The 20,540-nt window shown below is 49.0% G+C and carries 20 protein-coding genes; 9 read left to right on the top strand and 11 right to left on the bottom strand.

Going from position 1 to position 20,540, the window contains the following annotated elements:
• The first annotated feature begins 98 nt into the window (after window positions 1–98).
• Complete coding sequence (locus tag U2F10_RS10435; protein ID WP_163659177.1) at window positions 99–527, top strand: RidA family protein; 429 nt, start codon at window positions 99–101, stop codon at window positions 525–527.
• A gap of 73 nt (window positions 528–600) precedes the next feature.
• Here the strand turns inward: U2F10_RS10435 and U2F10_RS10430 are convergent, their stop codons facing one another.
• From U2F10_RS10430 to U2F10_RS10405, 6 genes are all read right to left on the bottom strand, one after another.
• Complete coding sequence (locus tag U2F10_RS10430) at window positions 601–1,419, bottom strand: alpha/beta fold hydrolase (RefSeq protein ID WP_163659176.1); 819 nt, start codon at window positions 1,417–1,419, stop codon at window positions 601–603.
• Window positions 1,420–1,460: 41 nt separating this feature from the next.
• Complete coding sequence (locus tag U2F10_RS10425; protein WP_163659175.1) at window positions 1,461–1,907, bottom strand: DUF3598 family protein; 447 nt, start codon at window positions 1,905–1,907, stop codon at window positions 1,461–1,463.
• A 35-nt stretch (window positions 1,908–1,942) separates the two neighbouring features.
• Window positions 1,943–2,917, bottom strand: coding sequence for a quinone oxidoreductase family protein (locus U2F10_RS10420; protein WP_163659174.1), 975 nt, complete (start codon window positions 2,915–2,917; stop codon window positions 1,943–1,945).
• Window positions 2,918–2,925: 8 nt separating this feature from the next.
• Window positions 2,926–4,350, bottom strand: a complete 1,425-nt coding sequence (locus tag U2F10_RS10415) for an aldehyde dehydrogenase family protein (RefSeq protein WP_499871972.1) — start codon at window positions 4,348–4,350, stop codon at window positions 2,926–2,928.
• A 1-nt stretch (window position 4,351) separates the two neighbouring features.
• Window positions 4,352–5,392, bottom strand: a complete 1,041-nt coding sequence (locus U2F10_RS10410; protein ID WP_499866562.1) for a nitrilase-related carbon-nitrogen hydrolase — start codon at window positions 5,390–5,392, stop codon at window positions 4,352–4,354.
• 196 nt (window positions 5,393–5,588) lie between these two features.
• Window positions 5,589–7,067 (bottom strand): dihydroorotase, encoded by a 1,479-nt coding sequence (locus U2F10_RS10405; RefSeq protein WP_499871971.1) that lies wholly within the window; start codon window positions 7,065–7,067, stop codon window positions 5,589–5,591.
• Between the two features lie 313 nt (window positions 7,068–7,380).
• Between U2F10_RS10405 and U2F10_RS10400 the strand changes: the two genes are divergently transcribed.
• Together U2F10_RS10400 and U2F10_RS10395 are read left to right on the top strand one after the other, a co-directional pair.
• The gene (locus U2F10_RS10400; RefSeq protein ID WP_163703363.1) at window positions 7,381–8,193 is read left to right on the top strand and encodes an aspartyl/asparaginyl beta-hydroxylase domain-containing protein; all 813 of its coding nucleotides are present in this window, start codon (window positions 7,381–7,383) and stop codon (window positions 8,191–8,193) included.
• Between the two features lie 74 nt (window positions 8,194–8,267).
• Window positions 8,268–9,089: a DUF1838 domain-containing protein gene (locus tag U2F10_RS10395; RefSeq protein WP_499871970.1), complete on the top strand. Its 822-nt coding sequence runs from the start codon at window positions 8,268–8,270 to the stop codon at window positions 9,087–9,089.
• A gap of 44 nt (window positions 9,090–9,133) precedes the next feature.
• Here U2F10_RS10395 and U2F10_RS10390 read toward each other — a convergent pair whose 3' ends face one another.
• The 4 genes from U2F10_RS10390 to U2F10_RS10375 form a co-directional block, all read right to left on the bottom strand.
• Window positions 9,134–10,159, bottom strand: a complete 1,026-nt coding sequence (locus U2F10_RS10390; RefSeq protein WP_499871968.1) for a VOC family protein — start codon at window positions 10,157–10,159, stop codon at window positions 9,134–9,136.
• A gap of 215 nt (window positions 10,160–10,374) precedes the next feature.
• Window positions 10,375–11,379, bottom strand: coding sequence for a zinc-binding dehydrogenase (locus tag U2F10_RS10385; RefSeq protein ID WP_499866558.1), 1,005 nt, complete (start codon window positions 11,377–11,379; stop codon window positions 10,375–10,377).
• Between the two features lie 3 nt (window positions 11,380–11,382).
• Complete coding sequence (locus U2F10_RS10380) at window positions 11,383–11,781, bottom strand: nuclear transport factor 2 family protein (RefSeq protein WP_499871967.1); 399 nt, start codon at window positions 11,779–11,781, stop codon at window positions 11,383–11,385.
• 102 nt (window positions 11,782–11,883) lie between these two features.
• Window positions 11,884–12,510: a hypothetical protein gene (locus U2F10_RS10375; protein WP_163669040.1), complete on the bottom strand. Its 627-nt coding sequence runs from the start codon at window positions 12,508–12,510 to the stop codon at window positions 11,884–11,886.
• Window positions 12,511–12,668: 158 nt separating this feature from the next.
• On the opposite strand from U2F10_RS10375, the gene U2F10_RS10370 reads away from it, so the two are divergent.
• The 6 genes from U2F10_RS10370 (at window position 12,669) to U2F10_RS10345 (ending at window position 18,921) form a co-directional block, all read left to right on the top strand.
• Window positions 12,669–12,824, top strand: a complete 156-nt coding sequence (locus tag U2F10_RS10370) for a hypothetical protein (protein ID WP_163698169.1) — start codon at window positions 12,669–12,671, stop codon at window positions 12,822–12,824.
• A gap of 34 nt (window positions 12,825–12,858) precedes the next feature.
• Window positions 12,859–13,275, top strand: coding sequence for a XisH family protein (locus U2F10_RS10365; protein WP_163659075.1), 417 nt, complete (start codon window positions 12,859–12,861; stop codon window positions 13,273–13,275).
• Window positions 13,263–13,598, top strand: a complete 336-nt coding sequence (locus U2F10_RS10360) for a XisI protein (protein WP_499871966.1) — start codon at window positions 13,263–13,265, stop codon at window positions 13,596–13,598. Before U2F10_RS10365 ends, U2F10_RS10360 begins: the two co-directional genes overlap by 13 nt.
• A 102-nt stretch (window positions 13,599–13,700) precedes the next feature.
• Complete coding sequence (bchH, locus tag U2F10_RS10355; RefSeq protein WP_499871964.1) at window positions 13,701–17,561, top strand: magnesium chelatase subunit H; 3,861 nt, start codon at window positions 13,701–13,703, stop codon at window positions 17,559–17,561.
• Window positions 17,562–17,597: 36 nt separating this feature from the next.
• Entirely contained in the window at window positions 17,598–17,837 is a 240-nt protein-coding gene (locus tag U2F10_RS10350; protein ID WP_250565124.1) for a DUF4058 family protein, read from the top strand.
• Between the two features lie 55 nt (window positions 17,838–17,892).
• Entirely contained in the window at window positions 17,893–18,921 is a 1,029-nt protein-coding gene (locus tag U2F10_RS10345; RefSeq protein WP_499871963.1) for a Kelch repeat-containing protein, read from the top strand.
• 24 nt (window positions 18,922–18,945) lie between these two features.
• Here the strand turns inward: U2F10_RS10345 and U2F10_RS10340 are convergent, their stop codons facing one another.
• Window positions 18,946–20,496: an IS5 family transposase gene (locus tag U2F10_RS10340; RefSeq protein WP_499871961.1), complete on the bottom strand. Its 1,551-nt coding sequence runs from the start codon at window positions 20,494–20,496 to the stop codon at window positions 18,946–18,948.
• Window positions 20,497–20,540 lie beyond the last annotated feature (44 nt).

Here is a 20,540-nt window from a genome sequence, read left to right as displayed (position 1 = left end):
TAGGATGATACTCGGATTAAATTGTTTCCCAGGGCACCGTTTATAATCAATTCAATCATTACAATTCAGCCACTAGAGACCGCTGTGAGGATTTTGCTATGGGTACTAAGCGCGAGATTATAATTCCTGAAGGAATGGAAATTTTGTATGAAAAATATCGCTATTGTCCTGGGATAAAAGTGGGAGATACCTTATATATTTCAGGGCAAGTGGGAAGAGATGAAAATATGCAGGTGGTGGAGGGCACAGAAGCTCAATTTGACCAGGCATTTAAGAATGTGGAAAAGGTTCTATCATCAGCAGGAGCCACGTTTGATGATGTGGTGGAGATGATTACGTATCATGTTGTTGATACTCCGATAGAGAATCCACAGGATTTAAAAATTCCTCACTTGTTGTTGTTTATTCAGGTAAAAGATCGTTATTTCACAAAGAACTTCCCTACATGGACTGGCATGGGGATTGTGGCCCTATCTACACCAGGGCTGATTGTTGAGATTAAGTGTACGGCGGTGTTGGGGAGTTAGTTGTTGGCGGTGAGGGAAGATTGGTGATGGAGTAGGGGAGTGTTCCATCACCCTATCACTCTATCACCCCTCATTAGACTGCACCTTTCAAAAAATCAAGTACCATATTCGCAATCTCTTCGGCCATCTGACTCATCATGCAGATAGTTCCCTCGGGAATGTCGATCACCTTACCATGGGGGATTACCTGGCTAACAAAAAATCTGTCTTCTGGTTTGGAGAGACCCAGTCTTTCGAATTCTTTGACATCGTCTAAGCCCCAGAAGATCAGGGTGGGGCATTTGACCTGTTTTAATCTTTCCTCAGCTTCTAGACAATATTGTGCAACTGCCCAAACAGCGTACAGGGGGTGACCAAAACATTTGAGGTCGTCCAATACCCAGCGATGGTTGAGCTCAGACGTGCCGATATAACGGGAACGGGCCTGCCATCGTTGCATGAGATGGGAGCCATCGTCTTGGATCTTAAAGCCCTGTTCAAATAGTTCCATGAGTCTGGCTTTGCCCTGTTCTCCAAAGCCAGGGACATTACCTAAGATCAGTTTGTTGACCCGCTCAGGGTGGGCGGCGGTGACTTCTCCGGCGATAAAGGCACCGGTATGGTTGCCGAGAATGTTGGTTTCTTGAATGTCTAATTCGTCCAGTAATGCCATTACGGTTTTGGCATAGTCGTAAATCGTGTACATTCTGGGGGGTTTATCGGAATCGCCAAAGCCCATGGCGTCCATGGCAATTACCTGATAGTGTTGCCCCAAAATTGGCATCAGTTCTCGGTATTCGTCGCTGCTGCGGGGGTTCATGTGGAGTAGTAGGAGTGGTTCGCCTTCGCCGCCGATGCGATAGTGAATTTGGCCATCGGCGGTATCTAGAAAGGCTCGTTTGATGGGTTGCATGGGGTGTCTCCAGGAATCAAACACGTGTAAATCTTCTTTTCTTACTGAATTCGTGCTTCTTTGATTAGTGTTCGTTGATAGATTTCTCCATTTTTAAACCAGTGCCAGGTGCGGGCGCGATGGTTGTTGCACTTACTCAGGTGGATCATTTCGTAGACAAAGGCATCTGGGATTCCTTTGTAGGCAAACCAAAGGATTACAATGGAATCGTCTGCGTCCCAGGCTTTGCCTTCGATGCGTTCGGTGTCAAACCAGAGCTTGTTATCTCGATACATACCAGGGAACTGATATTCTTCTACTTTGCCGTCGGCCCAGGTGTAGCGATTGGTTTGAAAATAAGGATGGGGCTGGTCGTCTGGAAACTCGCAGGTAATCAGACATTGGTGTTGATCGAGAATTTTGCCATCATTATCAACCACTGTGTAAGTTCCGGTCCATTGGCCTTCATGGCGAGTGAGAACGGGCATTCCTTCTTTGATTGCAGACATTTGACTAGCTCCTAATTTAGCGAAACGACCTAAAATTATGGAACGATAACAACTTTTCCCTTAAGATGATTCTGTTCCATTTGTAATAATATTTGTGGCACACACTCCAGGCCCTGAACTACAGTGATGGCAGGCTGTACTTGACCGTTAACAATAGCGGGAACCACCAAATCACGCAGGGTGGTTAAGGTGGTTCGATAATGCTGGTTATACCAGAGGGCAATGCCAAATAGCTGTACATTACGACCGATGAGTTTGACCAGCGGCAGCGTTGCTTCCACACCTGTTGTATATCCATAGGAGATAATGCGACCTTCATTGGCAACAGCTGTTAAGCATTGGGGCAAGGTGACCTGTCCGCCGCCGTCTAGAGCTACCTGTATACCTTTATTTTCTGTAATACGTTGTACCTCTGTAACGACATTTTGCGTGCGGTGGTTGAGGGCATGGTCAACGCCTAAATCCTGTAAATGGGTGATTTTTGATTCAGAGCTGGCAGTGGCAATAACGTGGGCTCCTAGCAATTGGGCAAGTTGGATGGCGGCGGTGCCCACACCACCGCTGCCGGGATGGATTAAGACCCACTCACCTGCCTGCAGATTTGCTTTGCAAACCAGGGCCATTATGGCTGTGAGATAGGCGATGGGGAGACTGGCAGCCACCTCAAACGGGATAGTCTGCGGCAGGGGGAGGAATTCGGCAGCGGGTCCCAGGGCAGTCTCGGCAAAGGCTCCACTGACATGGCCGAAGACCCGCATTCCAGGGGTAAATTCAGTGACACCAGACCCGATAGCCTCAATTTCTCCGGCAGCCTCCTGTCCCAAAATGTGAGGTAATCCTTGATGCCCATACCCCCGATAGGTGCCATGGGTGGTTTGCAGGTCAGAGTTGTTCAATCCTGCTGCCCGCACTCGGATTCTAACTTGATCAGGACCAGGCTCTGGCACATCTATCTGATCAACTTGAACAGATGTGGGACCCTGATAATGATGAATACGACATGCTTTCATAATTTTCTTTAAAACCACCAGGGATCGTGAATCGAGCTGGTTTTAACTAAAAAGACCTGTTTGCGCATAAATCGCTGAATCGAGGCGGGTCCCATGCGAGATCCCCCCAGTCCCGATAACTTGAAGGCATTTTTCTCGCCTTCGTGGATCAGGGCGGTTAATCCGGCGTCGTTGATGCTGATGGCCCCGGCCTGGATCTGTTGGCCAACGACCTGGGCCTCATCTGCTGAACCGGCAAATACGGCAGCGCTGAGGCCGTAAACGGTATCATTAGCCAGCTGGATGGCTTCATCTACGGTGTCAAACGGCATGATGGGCATAATTGGGCCAAAGGTTTCTTCTGTCATAATTTTCATGGTGTGATTGACCTGGGTGAGCACGGTGGGGCGACACCATAGACCACCCTCCAGGTTTTCAACGGTACCGCCACAGTGGACAATGGCTCCTTTGTGGCGGGCATCTTGTAAATGATCTGCGATCAGATCGGCCTGTCTGGCGGCAATGATGGGGCCGATTTGACCGCTGTTGGGTTTGGGATAGGCCAGGTTAAGCTGTTTCGCTTTTTGGACCAGGGTTTCAACGAAGCGATCGCAAATCCCTCTATCCACATAAATTCGCTCAATGGACAAACAGGACTGTCCGGCATTCACCACCGATCCCCACAGTAATGCGGTGGCGGCCTGGTCCACATCGGCGGAGGCTAAAACAATGGCGGGGTCTTTGCCACCCAGTTCTAAAAAGGCGGGGATCATGCGTTTGGCAGCGGCCATGGCCACGATTTTGCCAGTGGCGACACTGCCGGTAAAGCACACTAAATCCACCTGCTCGATCAAGGCTGCGCCGGTTTCCCCTGCGCCTTCGATCAAGGTGAGGACAGATTGGAGGGCGGGAACGGCTGCGATCGCAGCCATCATCACCCGAATAAAGCGGGGGGCAATCTCACTGGGTTTAACAACTACAGCACAGCCCGCCAACAGTGCCGGCACCGTATCAATGGTGGCTAGTAACAGGGGAAAATTCCAGGGGCTGATCACCCCCACCAGGCTGTAGGGCACTACCTGGGGACGCAGTTGGATAAAGGGAATCGCCGCTGTTTTAGTTGGAGTGGGTGCGATCAAGTTCGGGGCCAGCTCACACCAGCGATCCAGCCCTGAGAGAAATGAGTCCACTTCCAATATAGACTCCGAGAGTCGGCCCGTATCTGCCACAATTGCCTGAATTAAGGCGTCTTTGCGGTCCAGCAATGCTTGTTTCCATGCCTGCAAAGCCTCAATCCGATGGTTCAATCCTTTGGTGTGCCAATCTTGCTGGCCCTGGCGTAGATGTCCACAGGTGGTGGTCAACTGTTCAGACGTGGGGGGAGTCATCTCATAATCTAGTTGGCCCGTGCGGGGATTGCGTACGGCGATGGTGACTGTGTCAAAGGTGACCATGTCAAATAACCCCCAACTGCGTTAATCGTTCAAGGGCTGTTTTTTGGGTGGCGATAAAGTGACTGCGCTCCACCCCACCGGCTGCCATGGAATTGGCCGGGTAAATGGAAGACTGACTATAGAGTGTAGTATAGGCATCCAGGCGCTGCCGGGACAGCAGGTTCTTGATGCTGGGGCGTTGCCGGTACCGACGCAGGGCCTCTAGATCAATGTCGCCATAGGCGGCCATACTTTCTCCGGATCCAGTTTCCGCTAACACTAATCCCCGGTAGTCGATAATCTTCGATCCCCCATCCACCGAGGCTTCTAAAATGGGCGTATTGGCAATGCCAGCGGTATTGGCCGAGACCACATACATCATATTTTCCACCGCTCGAGAGACTTTGGCCGCTTCCTTGGGAGCCCGCGCATTGCCGTACACTTCAGAGGTGGGATGCAGCAGAATTTCAGCCCCCCGCAGCATTAAACAACGGGCCACCTCAGGAAAAAGAATCTCATCGGAGGCAACGGCAGCCAGATTACCAATGGCGGTTTTGGCCACCGGAAAAATCCCTTCAATGCCGTAGATATCGAGGTATTTGTCCCACACATCATGGGGTGTGGGGGCATACATAGAATTAATGCGGCGATATCGCAATACCATGTCCCCTGAGGGATCTAGCACAAAACAATTCTGAAAGTAGAGATCGGGGAAATTAGGATCTAATTCGTAGGCATTGCCTGCCAGAAAAATCCCCTGTTTTTGGGCAATCGCTCCCAATGTTCCATACATGGGATCATCCATGGTGAGACAGGCCTTGGTGCCCCATTCGATAATCGATTCTCCCATGGGGAAGCCGGTGAGCCAGTATTCTGGCAGTACTACCAGACGACAGTCAGCACCGATAAAGGCACGGGCAGCAGCGATTTGAGGACCCAGTTTTGCGATCGCGCCTTCCATAATTGCCCGTGCCTCGGACGAGGTCCTTGCCCGGTTAACGGCTTCAGACTTTAGCTGCATAGCTAAGGCTGTAAATGCATTTGAAGTAGATGGGGATGCCATAAAGAATGAATTCTTAATCCTAAAAGATTTCCAATTACATCCCCTCTCGGTAGGGATGCTGATCAGCCGGGGTGAGTTAATCGTTAGCGCTACTGATCGAAACCCATCCCGTTGCCCTTTCCAGGAGGGGATGAAGTATCGAACTTCGTTATTACAGCCTGCATCAGTAAACCTCCGAATTCTAAAAGAGACTAATTTACGAGAGTGCCAGGGGACGTTTCAAATACTTACCCTGGGGTGTTCCCATCACCTGACCGCGATCATAAATTAACTGCCCCCGTAAAAACGTTTGTTTTATCCGTCCGGTTAACTCCACCCCTTCGAAGGGGGTATATCCCTGTTGCGATGGGGATTCATCCGCCTGGACAACAAATGTCTCATCTGGGTTTAACAACACCAGATCCGCATCATAACCAACCGCAATATCTCCCTTACAAAACAGTCCATATCGCTGTGCTGGATTCCAACTCAGCAGCTCCGCCATCCGATGATAAGGCAGCCCCCGCTTACTACCTTCGCTAAACACCCCTGAGAGTAAATATTCAGTGCCACCAAAGCCTGATTTAGCCAGCCAAATATTCTCCGGGTCCTTAAGACTGGCTTTTTTCTCCGCAGAACAGCAGGCATGGTCGCTGACAACCCAGTCCACCTGACCCGCTAATACCGCGTTCCAGAGAAATTCCACATCCTGTCGAGACCGGATCGGGGGATTTACCTTGGCCCATTTACCTGCTGGTGCATCCACATCCAACAACAGATGGCCCACGGTCACCTCCCGTCGAAAATTAATGTGGGGAAAAGTGCTCTGCATCATTAACGCGGCTGCCAAGGCTTTCTGGGAACTCAGATGTAGCAAATTAATGTTGACACAGTCTGTCTCATGGGCCAGATAGGACGCGATACAAATGGCCAGTCCCTCAGAGTGGGGTGGACGGGCAGCACTGTAGGCCTTCAAGCCAGAGAGACTAGTATCTTGTTGTACCAGTTTAGTGTAAGCATTTAAAATCTCGGCTACTTCGCAATGAAGACTTAAACTCAGGCTATCCTGTACTTCAGGATGCGCTTGCCGCAAACGGGTCAACCCCCGCATAATAAATTCAAAATGGGCAAAGTCGTAGCGATCTTCCTTATTGATCATCAAAAACAGACTTTGCTGATCGGAAAGCCCATGGAGACCATAGCCACCATAAAACATAAAAATCTTAAATGATGTCACCCCCTGGTCCAACAGCCACGACATTTCATCAATGTGATGGGGACTAATGGGGGCCAGATGATAACCATAATCCACAAAAAAGTTACCCTCTGACCGTGCCAGGACCTCTGGAAAAAATGACCGGTAGGGACCCCCCTTGTTCAGATAATACTGCCCTGTGCGCATATAGTTGAGACTGGTGGTCACACCTCCCATGGCCGCTGCCTTACTTTCCTCGACAGCATCCTGTTCCAGGGGTTGATAAATGCCGATATGCATATGGGCATCCACACAGCCAGGAAATCCTAGCCAGTGTTGGCCATCAATGACTTCCTTTGCCTGTTCAGGACTAATCTCTGGAGAAATTTGGGTGAATTTCCCATCTTTGATGCCCAAATCCAGTAGTTCTACTGATGACTGATTTGGACGCACCACTCTCACATGCTTGATTAATGTATCTAGCCCTGATATCTCAGTCACAGCGCCCCTCGATCTGAATCAAAATCTGAATCCATCAATTCGTTATGATTAAGGGTATCAACTCAAAGCGAAATGTTTTTCTCAGGATAGAATTAAAAATGCAGGGAGTCAGAATAGCTCCTCACTGATTTCTGGCTTCTGACGTCTGATTCCTGACTTCTGACTCCTGACCAGAACAGGAGTTTCAGCTTAAGTTAGTACCCATGATTAATCTTAGATAGGTGAACTAATTTTTAATGACAGCAAGACCACCAAGATATTAATCTTCTATTTTCTTAACAAGTAACAACATACAAGGATATGTAAGAGGGATATGCAAGCACTTAAAAAAGATTTTAACGACTATCATCAAGACCCCCAACAGTTTCCATTTCTGCATGGTTTGCAAGCAGACTGGCAAGCTATTAGAGAGGAGTTTTCTAACTTTATGGCCCAAAGCTCGGCTGCTGAGCAATCCATTGCGGCCCAGATGATGGGACCCCAAAGCAAAACCATTCGAACGAAGGGGGCAAAAAAGTATAGTGCCTTCGGTATTCTATTTCAGGGACAGCTGATTGACGACTATATTCGCACGTATCAGATTGGTTACCCGGATTGTACTACCACCAATGCTGCAAGCAAAGTCCAGGCGTTAAGAGAAACCTATTTTCCAAAATTGACTCAAGTTGTCACCCAAGTTAATCAGACAAACGCCAATATTCTTAGAAACGTTTACTTCGGCACGTTTCATCCTGGTTTAGATATTCGGCTCCACACCAACGATAATCCCCACATGTATCGGGGATATCTGGGATTGATTGTACCCAAGGGCGATGTGGCAATGAAAATCTGTCATGACAAACTCCACTGGCACGAAGGAGAGTTTATGGTGTTAGACCATAGCTATCCCCACTGCCCCCACAATCATACGGATTATGACAGAACGGTGCTGGTGGTGGACTTTTTTAAGCCTGATAAACCCAGGGAAGAGGTGATTGAGTTTGAACAAATCCAGGTGGCCCAGCGGATGCAGGCTAATCTTTATAGTTTGGGAGTATTTGGTCAAAGTGATAAAGCGAGCGAGGCTGACTTTGTTAAGTATGGGTTGGCCCATCAGCTGGAGTGGGATAAAGCATTGGGGAGTTAGAAGGTAAAGGAGCGAGATTTTTGCGAAAATCGATCCAAAATACCTATAATCGTCCTTGCCGTAACCCTAAATTTATGACTACTAAAGAAATGTTCGAAGCCCGCGACTGGGTTAAAGTCCGCAACACAACAACAGGGGAGCAAGCGTTTCTCACCTGGAGCGGAAAAGTCTATGCCTTCTCGCCGGGTGAACCGAAGATCCATCTGTTCAACATTGTTGGTATGAACGTGAGTCGTTGTCTAGACAACCCGGATAAGGAGGAAAGCTGGAGTTTTGTTTCACGGGAGTTGACCTATTATCTAGATCCAGAAACCGATGAGATTTTGCATAGCTGGAAAAATCCTTGGACAGGGGAGACTGTGCCGGTGATGCATGTGGCTAATAGTCCGGTGCAGGGTCGGCAGCCATTTGAAGGGCAGTATGGGGCGAAAGTGGATGGAGATTTTACGACATTTGCATTTGATTTGTTTACGTCTTATCCAAATCCATTAGGGGATGATGAGCGTTTTGTGGAGTATAGCCCTCAGTCGCTTTATCAGGCGGTGGAGTTGTTTAAGTTAACGGTGCCCACACGGGAATTGAGAAATCCTGAGTCGACGTCTATTGCCAACGTAATTTTGGGGTGGGATCGGTTGGGACCATGGGTGCCGTGGATGAAGATGGGGGATCGGGCGGGGCAGCTGATTTATAGCGCTAGTGGACGTAAGTTAACGGGGTTTGAGGAGTTGCCGGAACTTTTGCAGGAGCAGATTAAGACGCGAATTCCGACCTATCGACATGCGCCTGAGGCACGGATAGAGGGTGATAATGTTACTTCGTGGCGATATTTTAAGCGGCATTTTGAAGAGTATTTGGCGGGGAAGGAGTTTCCGTTGACGGATGTGGAGGGTACTTAAGGGGGACTGCACTTTCTCCTTCGACCTACCCCCTAAGTACAGTTTCACTGTTCGATTAAAGTCCAGAAATAACCGTCTGGAGCTATAAATGAAAAGCTTTGTTTCCCAAACTCATTGGTGACAATATCAGTAACGTGTGTAGCTGAACTAGAGTGAATCCGAACTCGGTACTCCTCCAGACCCTTTACCCGATAGGTATACAACGACACTCCCAATACCCCTGGTCGGGACTGTTCTGAAAAATCTGGCAACTCCAAATCTTCAGGAAATCGCACAATATATAACCGGCCCGATCTCGCTGTTTGCCAATCGGTCTTTGATGAACGTGGATCATCAAAGGCGGTTACCCAAAATCGTTCCCCTGGTTGCAGATCAAAAATCTGTCGCCCACCCCGCGCTGTTTCATAGGTGCTCTCCAGGGCATCCTGCACCCGCAGTAAGCCCAATACCTGATCATAAAATTGCAGAGTTTTCTGGCTGTCGTCCTGTACCACCAGCCCCATGTGGGTCACCTGACTCGCCTGAAATGCAGACCCTAATTGGGGCCGACCATAGTCCGGCACCGTATAGTTAAACCGCTCAAACATCACCTGTCGTGTCAGGGGTTGCAATAACAGCATTTCCCTCACACCCACCAACGGATCTAAAAACGGTCGTCCCTGGGCCGTCGGGTAAATCACCGTCCACTGGGGTGGCCCATAGCGAATAGGTAAACCATTGGCTTCTGCTTCTGCCGCATGGTTCCACAGATTAGTCACATCCAAGGTTAAACTGGTGGCCCAGCGATTGCCCTGTGCCTTCATAGGGGCCATGCTTAATCCTTCATTGATGGGACTGTCCCACACCATTAACCGAATCAATCCATGGTCTGCCGTCTGGTGATGTAACCGTATGGACTGCACGGATGATGCTACTCCATAAAGTCGCTCAGCATCAGCGGCGGATAGTTTACCGGTTTCTCCAACGGTATAGCCAAACTGTTGCCAATACTGAATTAATGGTTGGGCATCTCTGACGCCGATACAGACTTCATAGATACCTTGAATGGAGTGGGATGGGGTTTGGGACATTGTTTAAGGGTCAGGCAAATAAAGAGAATATTCGTTTGACATATTCGTTTGACATTATGTTTTAGGATGTCCTCCCCTTTAGAAGGGGAGGTGCCGTAGGTGGAGGGGTTTCGACTGATAGCGCCAGTGTCGAAAACCCCTCCCTGACGGTTCCCCTCACGAAGGGGAACCAGATGTCACTAGGCCTCTAAAAGGGTACATTTTTCCACACATTCCTAAAGCCTGACAACAACTTTACCGCAGTTTTGACCGCTGAGGAGATAATTGACAGCCTTGGGAATGGCTTCAATTCCATGGAAATCAGTAGGATCAATGGCTACTTTGAGTTTGCCTTGTTCAAATAGAGCCAGAAGTCGATCGCAAGCCTCCGGTACGGCCTCACGATACTGGGGCAACAAGAATCCTCGCACGGAAGCTGCTTTCCAAAAGAGTTTTTCATAAATGCGGGGTTGGGAAACTATCTCTAACGATTTGCCATATTCGGAGATAAATCCCACAATTACAAACCGTCCCCGCACAGCTAAATGGTCTACGCCAGCGTCAAACATGTGTTTACCAACGCAGTCAAACACCAGGTCGATGCCATTGGGGTATTCTCTGGCCAGGACATCACTGACAGATTCTTGGTGGTAGTTGATGATGCGATCGCACCCCAAGTCCCTCAACAATTGCCCTTTAGCCGCTGACCCGCAAGTCCCAATCACATGGTTACCTGCCAATTTAGCCAGCTGTACCGCAATGTGCCCAATCCCCCCCGCCGCCGCCGTAATCAAAATGATCTCTCCACTCCCCATTTCTCCCACCCGTTCTAAACCCACCAGGGCCGAGATACCTGTGGGCATCAGTGTCAGAATCTCGGGAATAGCCTCAGATATTTTAATCGCCAGTTCGGCATCAATTACCTGATATTCCCGGTACCCCCCTCCTCTGACAGTTGTTGCCACAGCATCGCCGACGGTAAACCGGTTCACCCCAGCCCCCATGGCGACCACCTCACCCACCGCTTCCACCCCCAGGTTAAAAGGGGGCCGAAAATTCACATAGGGCACCTCTCCCCGGCAAAGCAACGTATCAAACCCGGCATTCACACCAGCAAACCGATTCCGAATGAGCACCTGGTTAGCCATGGGTTGTGGTATGTCCTCTTCCACAATGTCAATGGCAGATTGAAAATCATGGCTAAGCTGTCGAGCCACTAGTTTGCGATACTGTTTGGCCATGGGTTATCCCCCAATTTGAAAGATTACACCCAGGTATTCCCGGTATCCACAAACCTTGTTACCGGCTATATCAAAGGAAATAGCCGCCTGGTTTTCATAGGGATGACCCAACATCAGTCCCTGAGAACGCACTTCAAATAGAACCGTATTGCCACTGCTAAACGTGCGCTCTAGGGTTAGGGTCAGCCCCTCTGGAAAGACTTTTGAAACCATGGCAAAAAAGTCTGTAGCCTTTTCTTTGCCAGAATTTAGACCTTTGAAGGGACCTGCTGGGAACCAGAAGGTAAAATCATCACTCAGCCAGGCTAAAAAACGAGACCAATCTCCCGTTGATAGCCCCTGGGAAAAGTCTTGGAAGGCGGCTTCGGCAACGTTAAGAGTTTTAGGGCTGGCAGTTGTCATCAGTAGTTATCCAATTTACAAATCAACTGTGGCTAGACTATCAACGAAATCAGGTTGTCAAAACTGTTGGGAAAACTTATAGCAGTGCCTATATTTCTATGCTTAGGCTGTATGTATAGACTCTTCTTCAGTTAAAAATGGTAATGACAAAATACCCAAAATCTTGTCAATCTCTTTAACGTAGTATTCTTCTAAATCAATGGCCACAATTGGATAGGTCAAACGCAAGAATTTCCAGATAACGCCAGTGGTCACCACCCCATAGATAGTTGATATCTCCTCTTCTTGCTTTTGATTAAACCTATAGGCTGCCACCATTTCAGCAATACACTGCCCCAAACCACCTTTAATATCTTCATTTTTGGCTTCTACTAAGGTAACCACTGGAGAGCGAACCTCATATAAGTCTGCTGATGCTGTCAAGATATAGTCGCAGTAACCAGATAGACCCGCATCGGGATCAACCGTAAACTCAGTCCCTGAGAAAAAACCTACTTTACCCTTATATTGTCGCCTGAGTTCTAGCAAAATAGGGGCAATGATTAGCTCAGAGCGGGCTTTTTCGGTATTAACTGCATTGGCAAGCGGTAAATAGTCTTGCAAAGTCTCCTTTAAACGAAGATCTGGCTGCAGAGGTTTTACATCGTTGAAAAGTCTATGGTGTTCGTCAAGGGTTAAGTCAAAGGCTGCTTCTACCTGGCTGAGGGTTGTGAATTTGCTGTAAGGCATATTGCTGACTTCCCTTGCTCAAAACATTCTAAGCTAATAGTAACGTTATTAATAGTAATGTACTACTCCCATATCTATAGCAGCAGGTATGCTCGCAGACTAAGGAGCCACAATATTAAAATTCGCTAAAATTAAGGGGCTGCCATGGGTCTTAATGAATGCCACGGATTGTCCTAATTGCTGGGTTTGAAGCCTTTAATACACAGCTATATCAGCAGGTGGCGGATATGGCTCAGAAGCGCTGTCCTGAGTTGGACATTCGGGTATTTTGCGATTTGCCTAATGAACCTTATAAGATCGCATGTATTAATTGAACTAATATCACAGAGATAGCTGAATAAGAGGATAATGGCAGCCAAAGATCGATTTCATGAAGTCGTTAAAATTGCTCTGGAGAAAGAACAATGGACAATTACTGATGATCCATTGCGACTTGACGTTGGTGGAACAAAGTTTGAAATTGATTTAGGTGCGGAACAACTTTTAGCAGCAGAACGAGGAGCAGAGAAAATTGCGGTTGAAATTAAAACCTTTTTAAGTGACTCACCACTAACGGACTATCATGCTGCGTTAGGGCAATTTTTGAACTATAGACTTGCTTTGGAGATCAGTGAGCCGCAACGTATTCTCTATTTGGCAGTACCTGTTATAGCCTATGAAGCCTTCTTTAAACGGGAATTTGCACAACTTTCAGTGGAACGATATCAGATTAAGCAAATCATTTATGACCCTATTCAAGAGGTAATTGTTCAATGGATAACATAACGTCTTATCGAAATATAATTCAAACATTATTGACTGAGTATGCAGCAATTCCAATCTCCAATGGCGAGATTGAATGCCATACTGTTTTTGACACACAACAAGACCATTACCAGGTGATGAATGTGGGTTGGGACGGTCACCGACGAGTGTATGGTTGTGTGCTGCACCTGGATATTAAAGCAGGAAAAATTTGGATTCAGCAGAACATGACTGAGATTAGAGTAGCTCAAGAACTGGTTGATCGAGGAGTGCCGAGAACGGATATTGTCCTTGGGTTCCAAGCTCCTGAGATGCGGCAGTATACTGACTATGCAATGGCTTAGCCGCCAAAGAGTATTTAGCCAATTTTGATGGAGAGATATGGGCGGCTCAGACCAAACCATTAAAACTCGTTAAAATTAAGGGGCTGCCATGGGTCCTAATGAATGCCACGGATTGTCCTAATTGCTGGGTTTGAAGCCTTTAATACACAGCTATATCAGCAGGCGGCGGATATGGCTCAGAAGCGCTGTCCTGAATTAGACATTCGGGTATTTTGCGATCGCGACCTCACCACCCAACCTGACACCATTGCAACGGCCTTAGATGGAGCCGACGTATTCTTCGCCAGCCTAATTTTTGACTATGACCAGGTCCTCTGGTTGCGGGAGCGCGTGCAGGATATTCCCATTCGCCTGGTCTTTGAATCCGCCCTGGAGCTTATGGCCCTCACCCATCTGGGTAAGTTTGTCATTGGCGCGAAGCCAAAAGGTATGCCTAAGCCGGTCAAGTTTATCCTCAGTAAGTTTGGCAGCGGCAAAGAAGAAGACAAACTGGCTGGGTATATTAGCTTTCTCAAAGTTGGCCCCAAGCTACTGAAATATATTCCCGCCAAAAAAGTACAGGACCTGCGCAACTGGCTGATTATCTACGGCTATTGGAATGCAGGCGGTACTGAGAATGTGGCCTCCATGCTGTGGGTGCTGACAGAGAAATATTTAGGCCTGACCGTCGGAGAGATCCCAGCGGTGATTGAGACGCCGAATATTGGATTGTTACATCCAGACTATGAGGGGTATTTTGAGACGCCGAGGGCGTATGTAGATTGGTATCGGGCTAACTCCATAGGAGACGCTATGCGAACGACTTCGCTCAGCCCCCCGTTGACTGAGCGGAGTCGTTCGCAGAGCGTTTCCAACGGAAATAGTCAACCCCGTGTTGGCATTCTCCTGTATCGCAAGCATGTCATTACCAAGCAGGCCTATATCCCGCAGCTGATTCGCTACTTTGAGGAAGCAGACCTGATGCCGGTGCCCATATTTATCAACGGTGTGGAAGGCCACGTAGCCGTGCGGGACCTGATGACCACCGGATATGAACAGGCCCAGCGAGCCTTGGGCAATGTGGAATGTGCCTCTCTTTCCAACGAAGCGGCACAGGTGGATGCCATTGTGTCTACCATTGGCTTTCCCCTGGTAGGTGGTCCAGCAGGGTCTATGGAAGCTGGGCGTCAAGTGGCCGTGGCCAAGAAGATTTTAGGGGCAAAAAATGTGCCCTATTTTGTGGCAGCACCGCTGTTGATTCAGGATATTCACTCCTGGACTCGTCAGGGGGTGGGGGGACTGCAAAGTGTGGTGCTGTACGCTCTACCGGAACTGGATGGAGCCATTGATCCGATTCCGCTGGGGGGCCTGGTGGGAGACCAAATTTATCTGGTACCGGAACGGGTGCGTCGTCTGACTGGACGGGTGAAACAGTGGATTGCACTGAGGCGGAAAGAGCGGTGCGATCTCAAAGTCGCCATCATTCTCTACGGATTCCCCCCAGGCTATGGAGCCACCGGTACAGCCGCGCTTTTGAATGTACCAAAATCTCTCCTAACCCTCTTACAAGCCCTAAAAGCCCAGGGATACCAGGTGGGAGAACTCCCCGAAGATGGCGAGAAAATCATTAACTGGGTGAAAGCAGCCGACGATGAAAATCAATGGATGACTCCCAGGCAGGCAGAACAAATAACCAATAACAAAGAACTTCCCCCACTCTCTGTCCCAGCCACTGTCAATGTCAGAACCTTAGAAAAATGGTTGGGCTATTTGAAAACCTCCAAAATTGAAAAACAATGGCAGTCCCTTACCAAAAGCGGCATTAAGACCATCGGTGAAAATTTCCATGTGGGTGGCATTCAGCTGGGCAATGTGTGGATTGGGGTGCAGCCCCCCTTAGGCCTAGCGGGGGATCCCATGCGGCTGATGTTTGAACGAGATTTAACCCCCCACCCCCAGTACGCAGCGTTTTATACCTGGCTGCAAGAAGAGTTTCAGGCGGATGCGGTGGTGCATTTTGGCATGCATGGCACCGTGGAATGGCTACCGGGTTCCCCATTGGGAAATACGGGCTATTCCTGGTCTGACATTCTGTTGGGCAATCTTCCACACCTATATGTGTATGCAGCCAACAACCCATCAGAGTCCATTTTAGCCAAGCGGCGAGGTTACGGAGTGCTGGTTTCCCACAATGTGCCCCCCTATGGACGAGCGGGGTTATACAAAGAACTGATTACGCTACGAGAGCTGATTGCTGAATTTCGAGAAGAGCCCCAGGCAAACCGAGTTTTGCAAGATGCCATTCTCACCAAGATTACCGATACAGGTCTGGCCACAGATTGTCCGCTGCCGGAGTTAAAGCAGCAAGGATTAGAGTTCACCCCAGAGCATGCCAAACTATTTAGTAATGCCGTCTTAGATGCCTACTTTGTCACGGTATATGAGTATCTGCAAGTCTTAGAAAATCGTCTATTTTCCAGTGGCCTCCATGGGCTGGGTCAATCGCCTACGACAGAAGCTATTACCAGCTATCTTGCTGCCTACTTTGGAGAACGCCTGCACCCTGAGCTAATAGAACACATCGCAACGGATACCCTACCGGAGAAACCTCAGATCGACGTCCTGAACAAGCGTTATCCAGCCAGCGCGCCCATCACCGCAGCGCTATTGGACGAAGCCAGAATTATTCGTCAGGGCCTGATGCAAACCACGGATGAACTCACCAATCTGTTGCGAGGCCTTAACGGCGAGTACATTCCTCCAGCCCCCGGTGGCGATCTGTTACGGGATGGTCCCGGTGCTCTCCCCACAGGCCGAAATATCCATGCGCTAGATCCCTATCGTATGCCTTCTCCAGCTGCCTATGAGCGGGGACGTGCCATTGGACGGAAGCTGATCGCTCAGAATGTGGAGGACTCTGGTGAGTATCCTGAAACTGTTGCTGTGATGTTATGGGGACTGGATGCCATCAAGACTAAGGGAGAATCTTTAGGGATTTTGCTAGAGCTGGTGGGGGCGGAACCGATTAAAGAAGGTACGGGGCGGATTGTGCGCTATGGGCTAATCCCTCTAGAGCAGATGGATCATCCCCGCATCGATATTTTGGGCAATCTCTCCGGCATCTTTCGCGATAGCTTTGTGAATATCATTGAGTTGTTGGACGATCTGTTTCTCCGCGCTGCCGAGGCTGATGAACCCCCAGAACAGAATTTTATTCGTAAGCATGCCTTAGAGCTGAAAGCCCAAGGGGTGGAGAATGTGTCGGCTCGATTATTTTCCAATCCGGCTGGGGACTATGGGTCGCTGGTGAATGACCGGGTGACGGATTCTAACTGGGAGTCGGGGGAAGAGCTGGCGGATACGTGGCGCGATCGCAATGCCTTTAGCTACGGTCGTAGCGATAAAGGACAGGCTCGCCCAGACGTGCTCAATACTCTTCTACAAAGCACAGGCCGCATTGTGCAGCAAATTGACTCTGTGGAATATGGCCTCACCGACATTCAGGAGTATTACGCCAACACCGGAGCCCTCAAAAAGGCTGCCGAAAAACGTCAAGGTAAACGAGTGACTGCTAGCTTTGTGGAGAGTTTTTCCCAGGACACCACCCCCCGCAAGCTGGAAGAGGTATTGCGCATGGAGTATCGCACCAAGTTGCTTAACCCTAAGTGGGCTGAAGCCATGGCAGACCAAGGTTCTGGTGGAGCCTATGAAATTTCTCAACGGATGACGGCCCTGATTGGCTGGGGAGGGACCACTGGCTTCCAAGATAATTGGGTCTATGACCAGGCCGCCCAGACCTATGCCCTGGATGAAATCATGGCGAATCGGTTGAGGGAAGCCAACCCAGAAGCATTCCGTAATATCATCGGACGGATGATTGAGGCTAATGGACGTGGGCTATGGCAAGCTGAAGAAGAAACCCTGGAAAAACTACAGGAGCTTTATGATGTCGCTGATGAGACCCTGGAAGGTGTAGGGCTATAATGGCCATAATTAAGGAAATTGCCAAATCACTTGACCATGGCATCACCGTTTCCAGTTGGGAATCTATTTGCCTTCAGCTTACAACAGACTGTTCCCCCTATTCCAATTCCGCTGTTGCCCGGTGAATCAGATGTTTTACTAGAGCTCCAGCCATTACTCGATCAGGTGTATAAAAAGGGCCGATATCATTTGGCTATTGACTACAGTCAACCTCCTAGTCCTAAATTCGCTCCCGAACATCAGCAATGGGTGTTGGAACTCATAGAAAATCAATAACTGAAACTTGCTTATGGTAAGGCTTACTCGAAGATTTATTTCTGTTGGGCTGACTTTGACAATTTCTATTTTTCCTGTAATAGCTTGTACCCCGCAGCAGCAGACCGCGCAAAGAATTAGCCAAACCCCAAAAGACTCTCCCTGGCAAGAAATTGGTCAGTTACCAACGCCTTTAGAATCCCACCAAATGATGGTATTGGGTGACTATATCTATGTGATTGGTGGCTGGAATGAGACCAAAGGCATTCATGAGGATGTCTTTTTTGCGCCCCTAACGTCAGAGGGCACATTTGGTGACTGGCAAGACACAACGGCTCCGTTGCCTCTAAAGCTACAACACCATATGGTAGCTATCCATAAGGGTGCTTTTTATGTGTTTGGAGGAGATAATGGCTTCTGGGATGGCAGTGAGGTTTCTAGCCGAATTCTGCGGGCGGTGCCCAATCAGCAAGGTGATATTACAGAATGGGTAGATGTAGGAGAGTTACCAGAACCACTAACAATTCATGCCGTCACTAGCCTGAATAATCAGCTTTATATTCTGGGTGGCAGCAATACGTTTCGCCCCAACAACACGACGGTAATTGATAAAGTGTTTACAGCGACCATTGCCGCTGATGGAACGGTGGGAGATTTTCAAGAGCTGGCCCCCTTTCCCACACCCATCGGCTGGGTAACGGCAACAACTGTGGATAATCGCATTTTTGCAGTGTCTGGCACTGCCCAGTTTAGACCTAGTGAATTACTTGATCAGGTTTGGGTGGCTGATGTTCAAGTGGATAAAACCCTGTCACCGTTTGAACCGGTGGGGACAATTACAGCACGACAGCGACATGCAACTGTTTTGGTGGATAGAACAGTGGTTGCGATCGCAGGTGGTGCAACCAACAAAGTTCTCTCCACCGTCGAAGCCGCCACGGTTGATGACCAAGGTAATCTCGGATCCTGGACAGAGCTACCGCCTTTACCCGAATCCCGCTATGCCCATGCTGCCTTTGTCCATAATGGTTACATTTATGTGTCCGGTGGTTTCATAAAATATGGTAGCAATGAGACCAGTACTCAGATATTTAGGGTTTGCTGAAAAACTCAATAGAAATCTCAGGGATTATCCAGCAGCCCAGCCAGGGTCAGTAGCCCCTTTCCCAGGGTCGAGCCTTTTCAGCCAGTCCTTGCTTAAGGTGTCTGTAAAGGGTCTCACATCTGCCTGAGAGCGGCGGAGTAAGCGGATCACCCCCATCAAAAACAAGCCAATAAAACGGCGTAGCCGTTTCTCCAAGTTCATCACCAAACAAGTGATGGCAATCATGGTTTCAGCAGTTTGGGCGAGTTTGGCCATGACGTGTCCGAGTCCAAATCGTCGTTTGGCCTGACCAAACTTACCTTCGACAGTGACTCGAATACTCTCATCGTCTCGGGCTTGTTGTCGGAGGAAGGCGTGTTGAGCTTCATCGAGTGACGGTCGACCCAAGGGCGGACCACTTAGACGGATGCCATGCTGTTTACACCACCTCAAGTTATCGCGTGTCCGATAAATCTGGTCGGCATGCACTGAGGCGGGATAGTGTCCGGTGCGGGCGCGAAAGCGTTCTATCTGGGGTATCAAGTCTTCGGATTCATTAAAGTTATCCCAACTGAGACGGTCGAGAAACACATAGCCCGCCACACAACTCATGGCGAATTTGGCTCCAAATTCAACGGGGGTTCCGGCTTTACCGCGCACAATGGGTCGTACATGGGGCTGTGAAATACTCACAATGCGGTCATTAATCCGTCGCTGCTTGTGTTGATACATGTGCTGTTGTTGGCGATAGACCTCATAAATCACCAACAGGGTCTTGTACTCTCGTGGATTCAGCGCTGCAAGCGTTGCGCCTGCTTTGATTAACCGGTCAATGTACCCTAGGTTTCGTCGCACATAGTTGAGTTGTTGTCGGAGGCCTTTACGAATCAACTTGCGTGACTTCTTGCGCCGTTTCACAATCCTGAGGTAGTCTCTGCGGGCGGTTTGTCGATACGTTCGAGGCTTCTTTGGAAGACAGCCTGCTACCTGTTGATACAACTCATCAATGAGCCGTTCACTGTGCTCTCTCGCTTGGTTGAGTAAATCGAGGTCAGTCGGATAGTGAATATCGGCAGGCGCACAACTCGCATCCACAATCAATTGACCTTGATTGCCACTCGATGGCGGGGCTGGTGGATCTGAGTCATCATCGCTCTCGGATGCACTGTCCTCAGATGAGGCGGAGGCGGGGGCCATGCCTGCTTCAACCACCGACTCATTGACCGCTGACACCAGGTCGACACGGATTCGTTTGCGAAAATGAACCAGCATCGACGCATCAAACGGGGGCGTGTCGCTGTACTCATGCAGTCCAAGAAAATATTGCAGATACGGGTTCTCTCGTATTTGGTCTATCGTCTCTCGGTCGCTGGTACCCAATTTCTCTTTGATAATCAATGCGCCCAGAGCCATCCGAAAGCCCTTCGCTGGCGCTCCCATATCCTCGCTAAACTGGCTAGCATAGGTTGATTCGAACTCATCCCATGGGATCATCTCGGCCAGTTTCACCCAGCGATTCTCCGACGATAATTTGCCCCCAAACGGTAGATAAAAATCTTCGAAAGATAACTGGCCAGGTGATGATTGTCGGTACATTTCCCTGAGTAGGTGCAAGGGTTTTAAGCATTTTAGCCACTTTT

Source organism: Leptothoe sp. EHU-05/26/07-4 (genome assembly GCF_043421015.1).
GTDB classification, from domain to species: Bacteria; Cyanobacteriota; Cyanobacteriia; order Phormidesmidales; family Phormidesmidaceae; genus Leptothoe; species Leptothoe turfae.
This window is presented reverse-complemented; position numbering and strand designations above follow the sequence as displayed.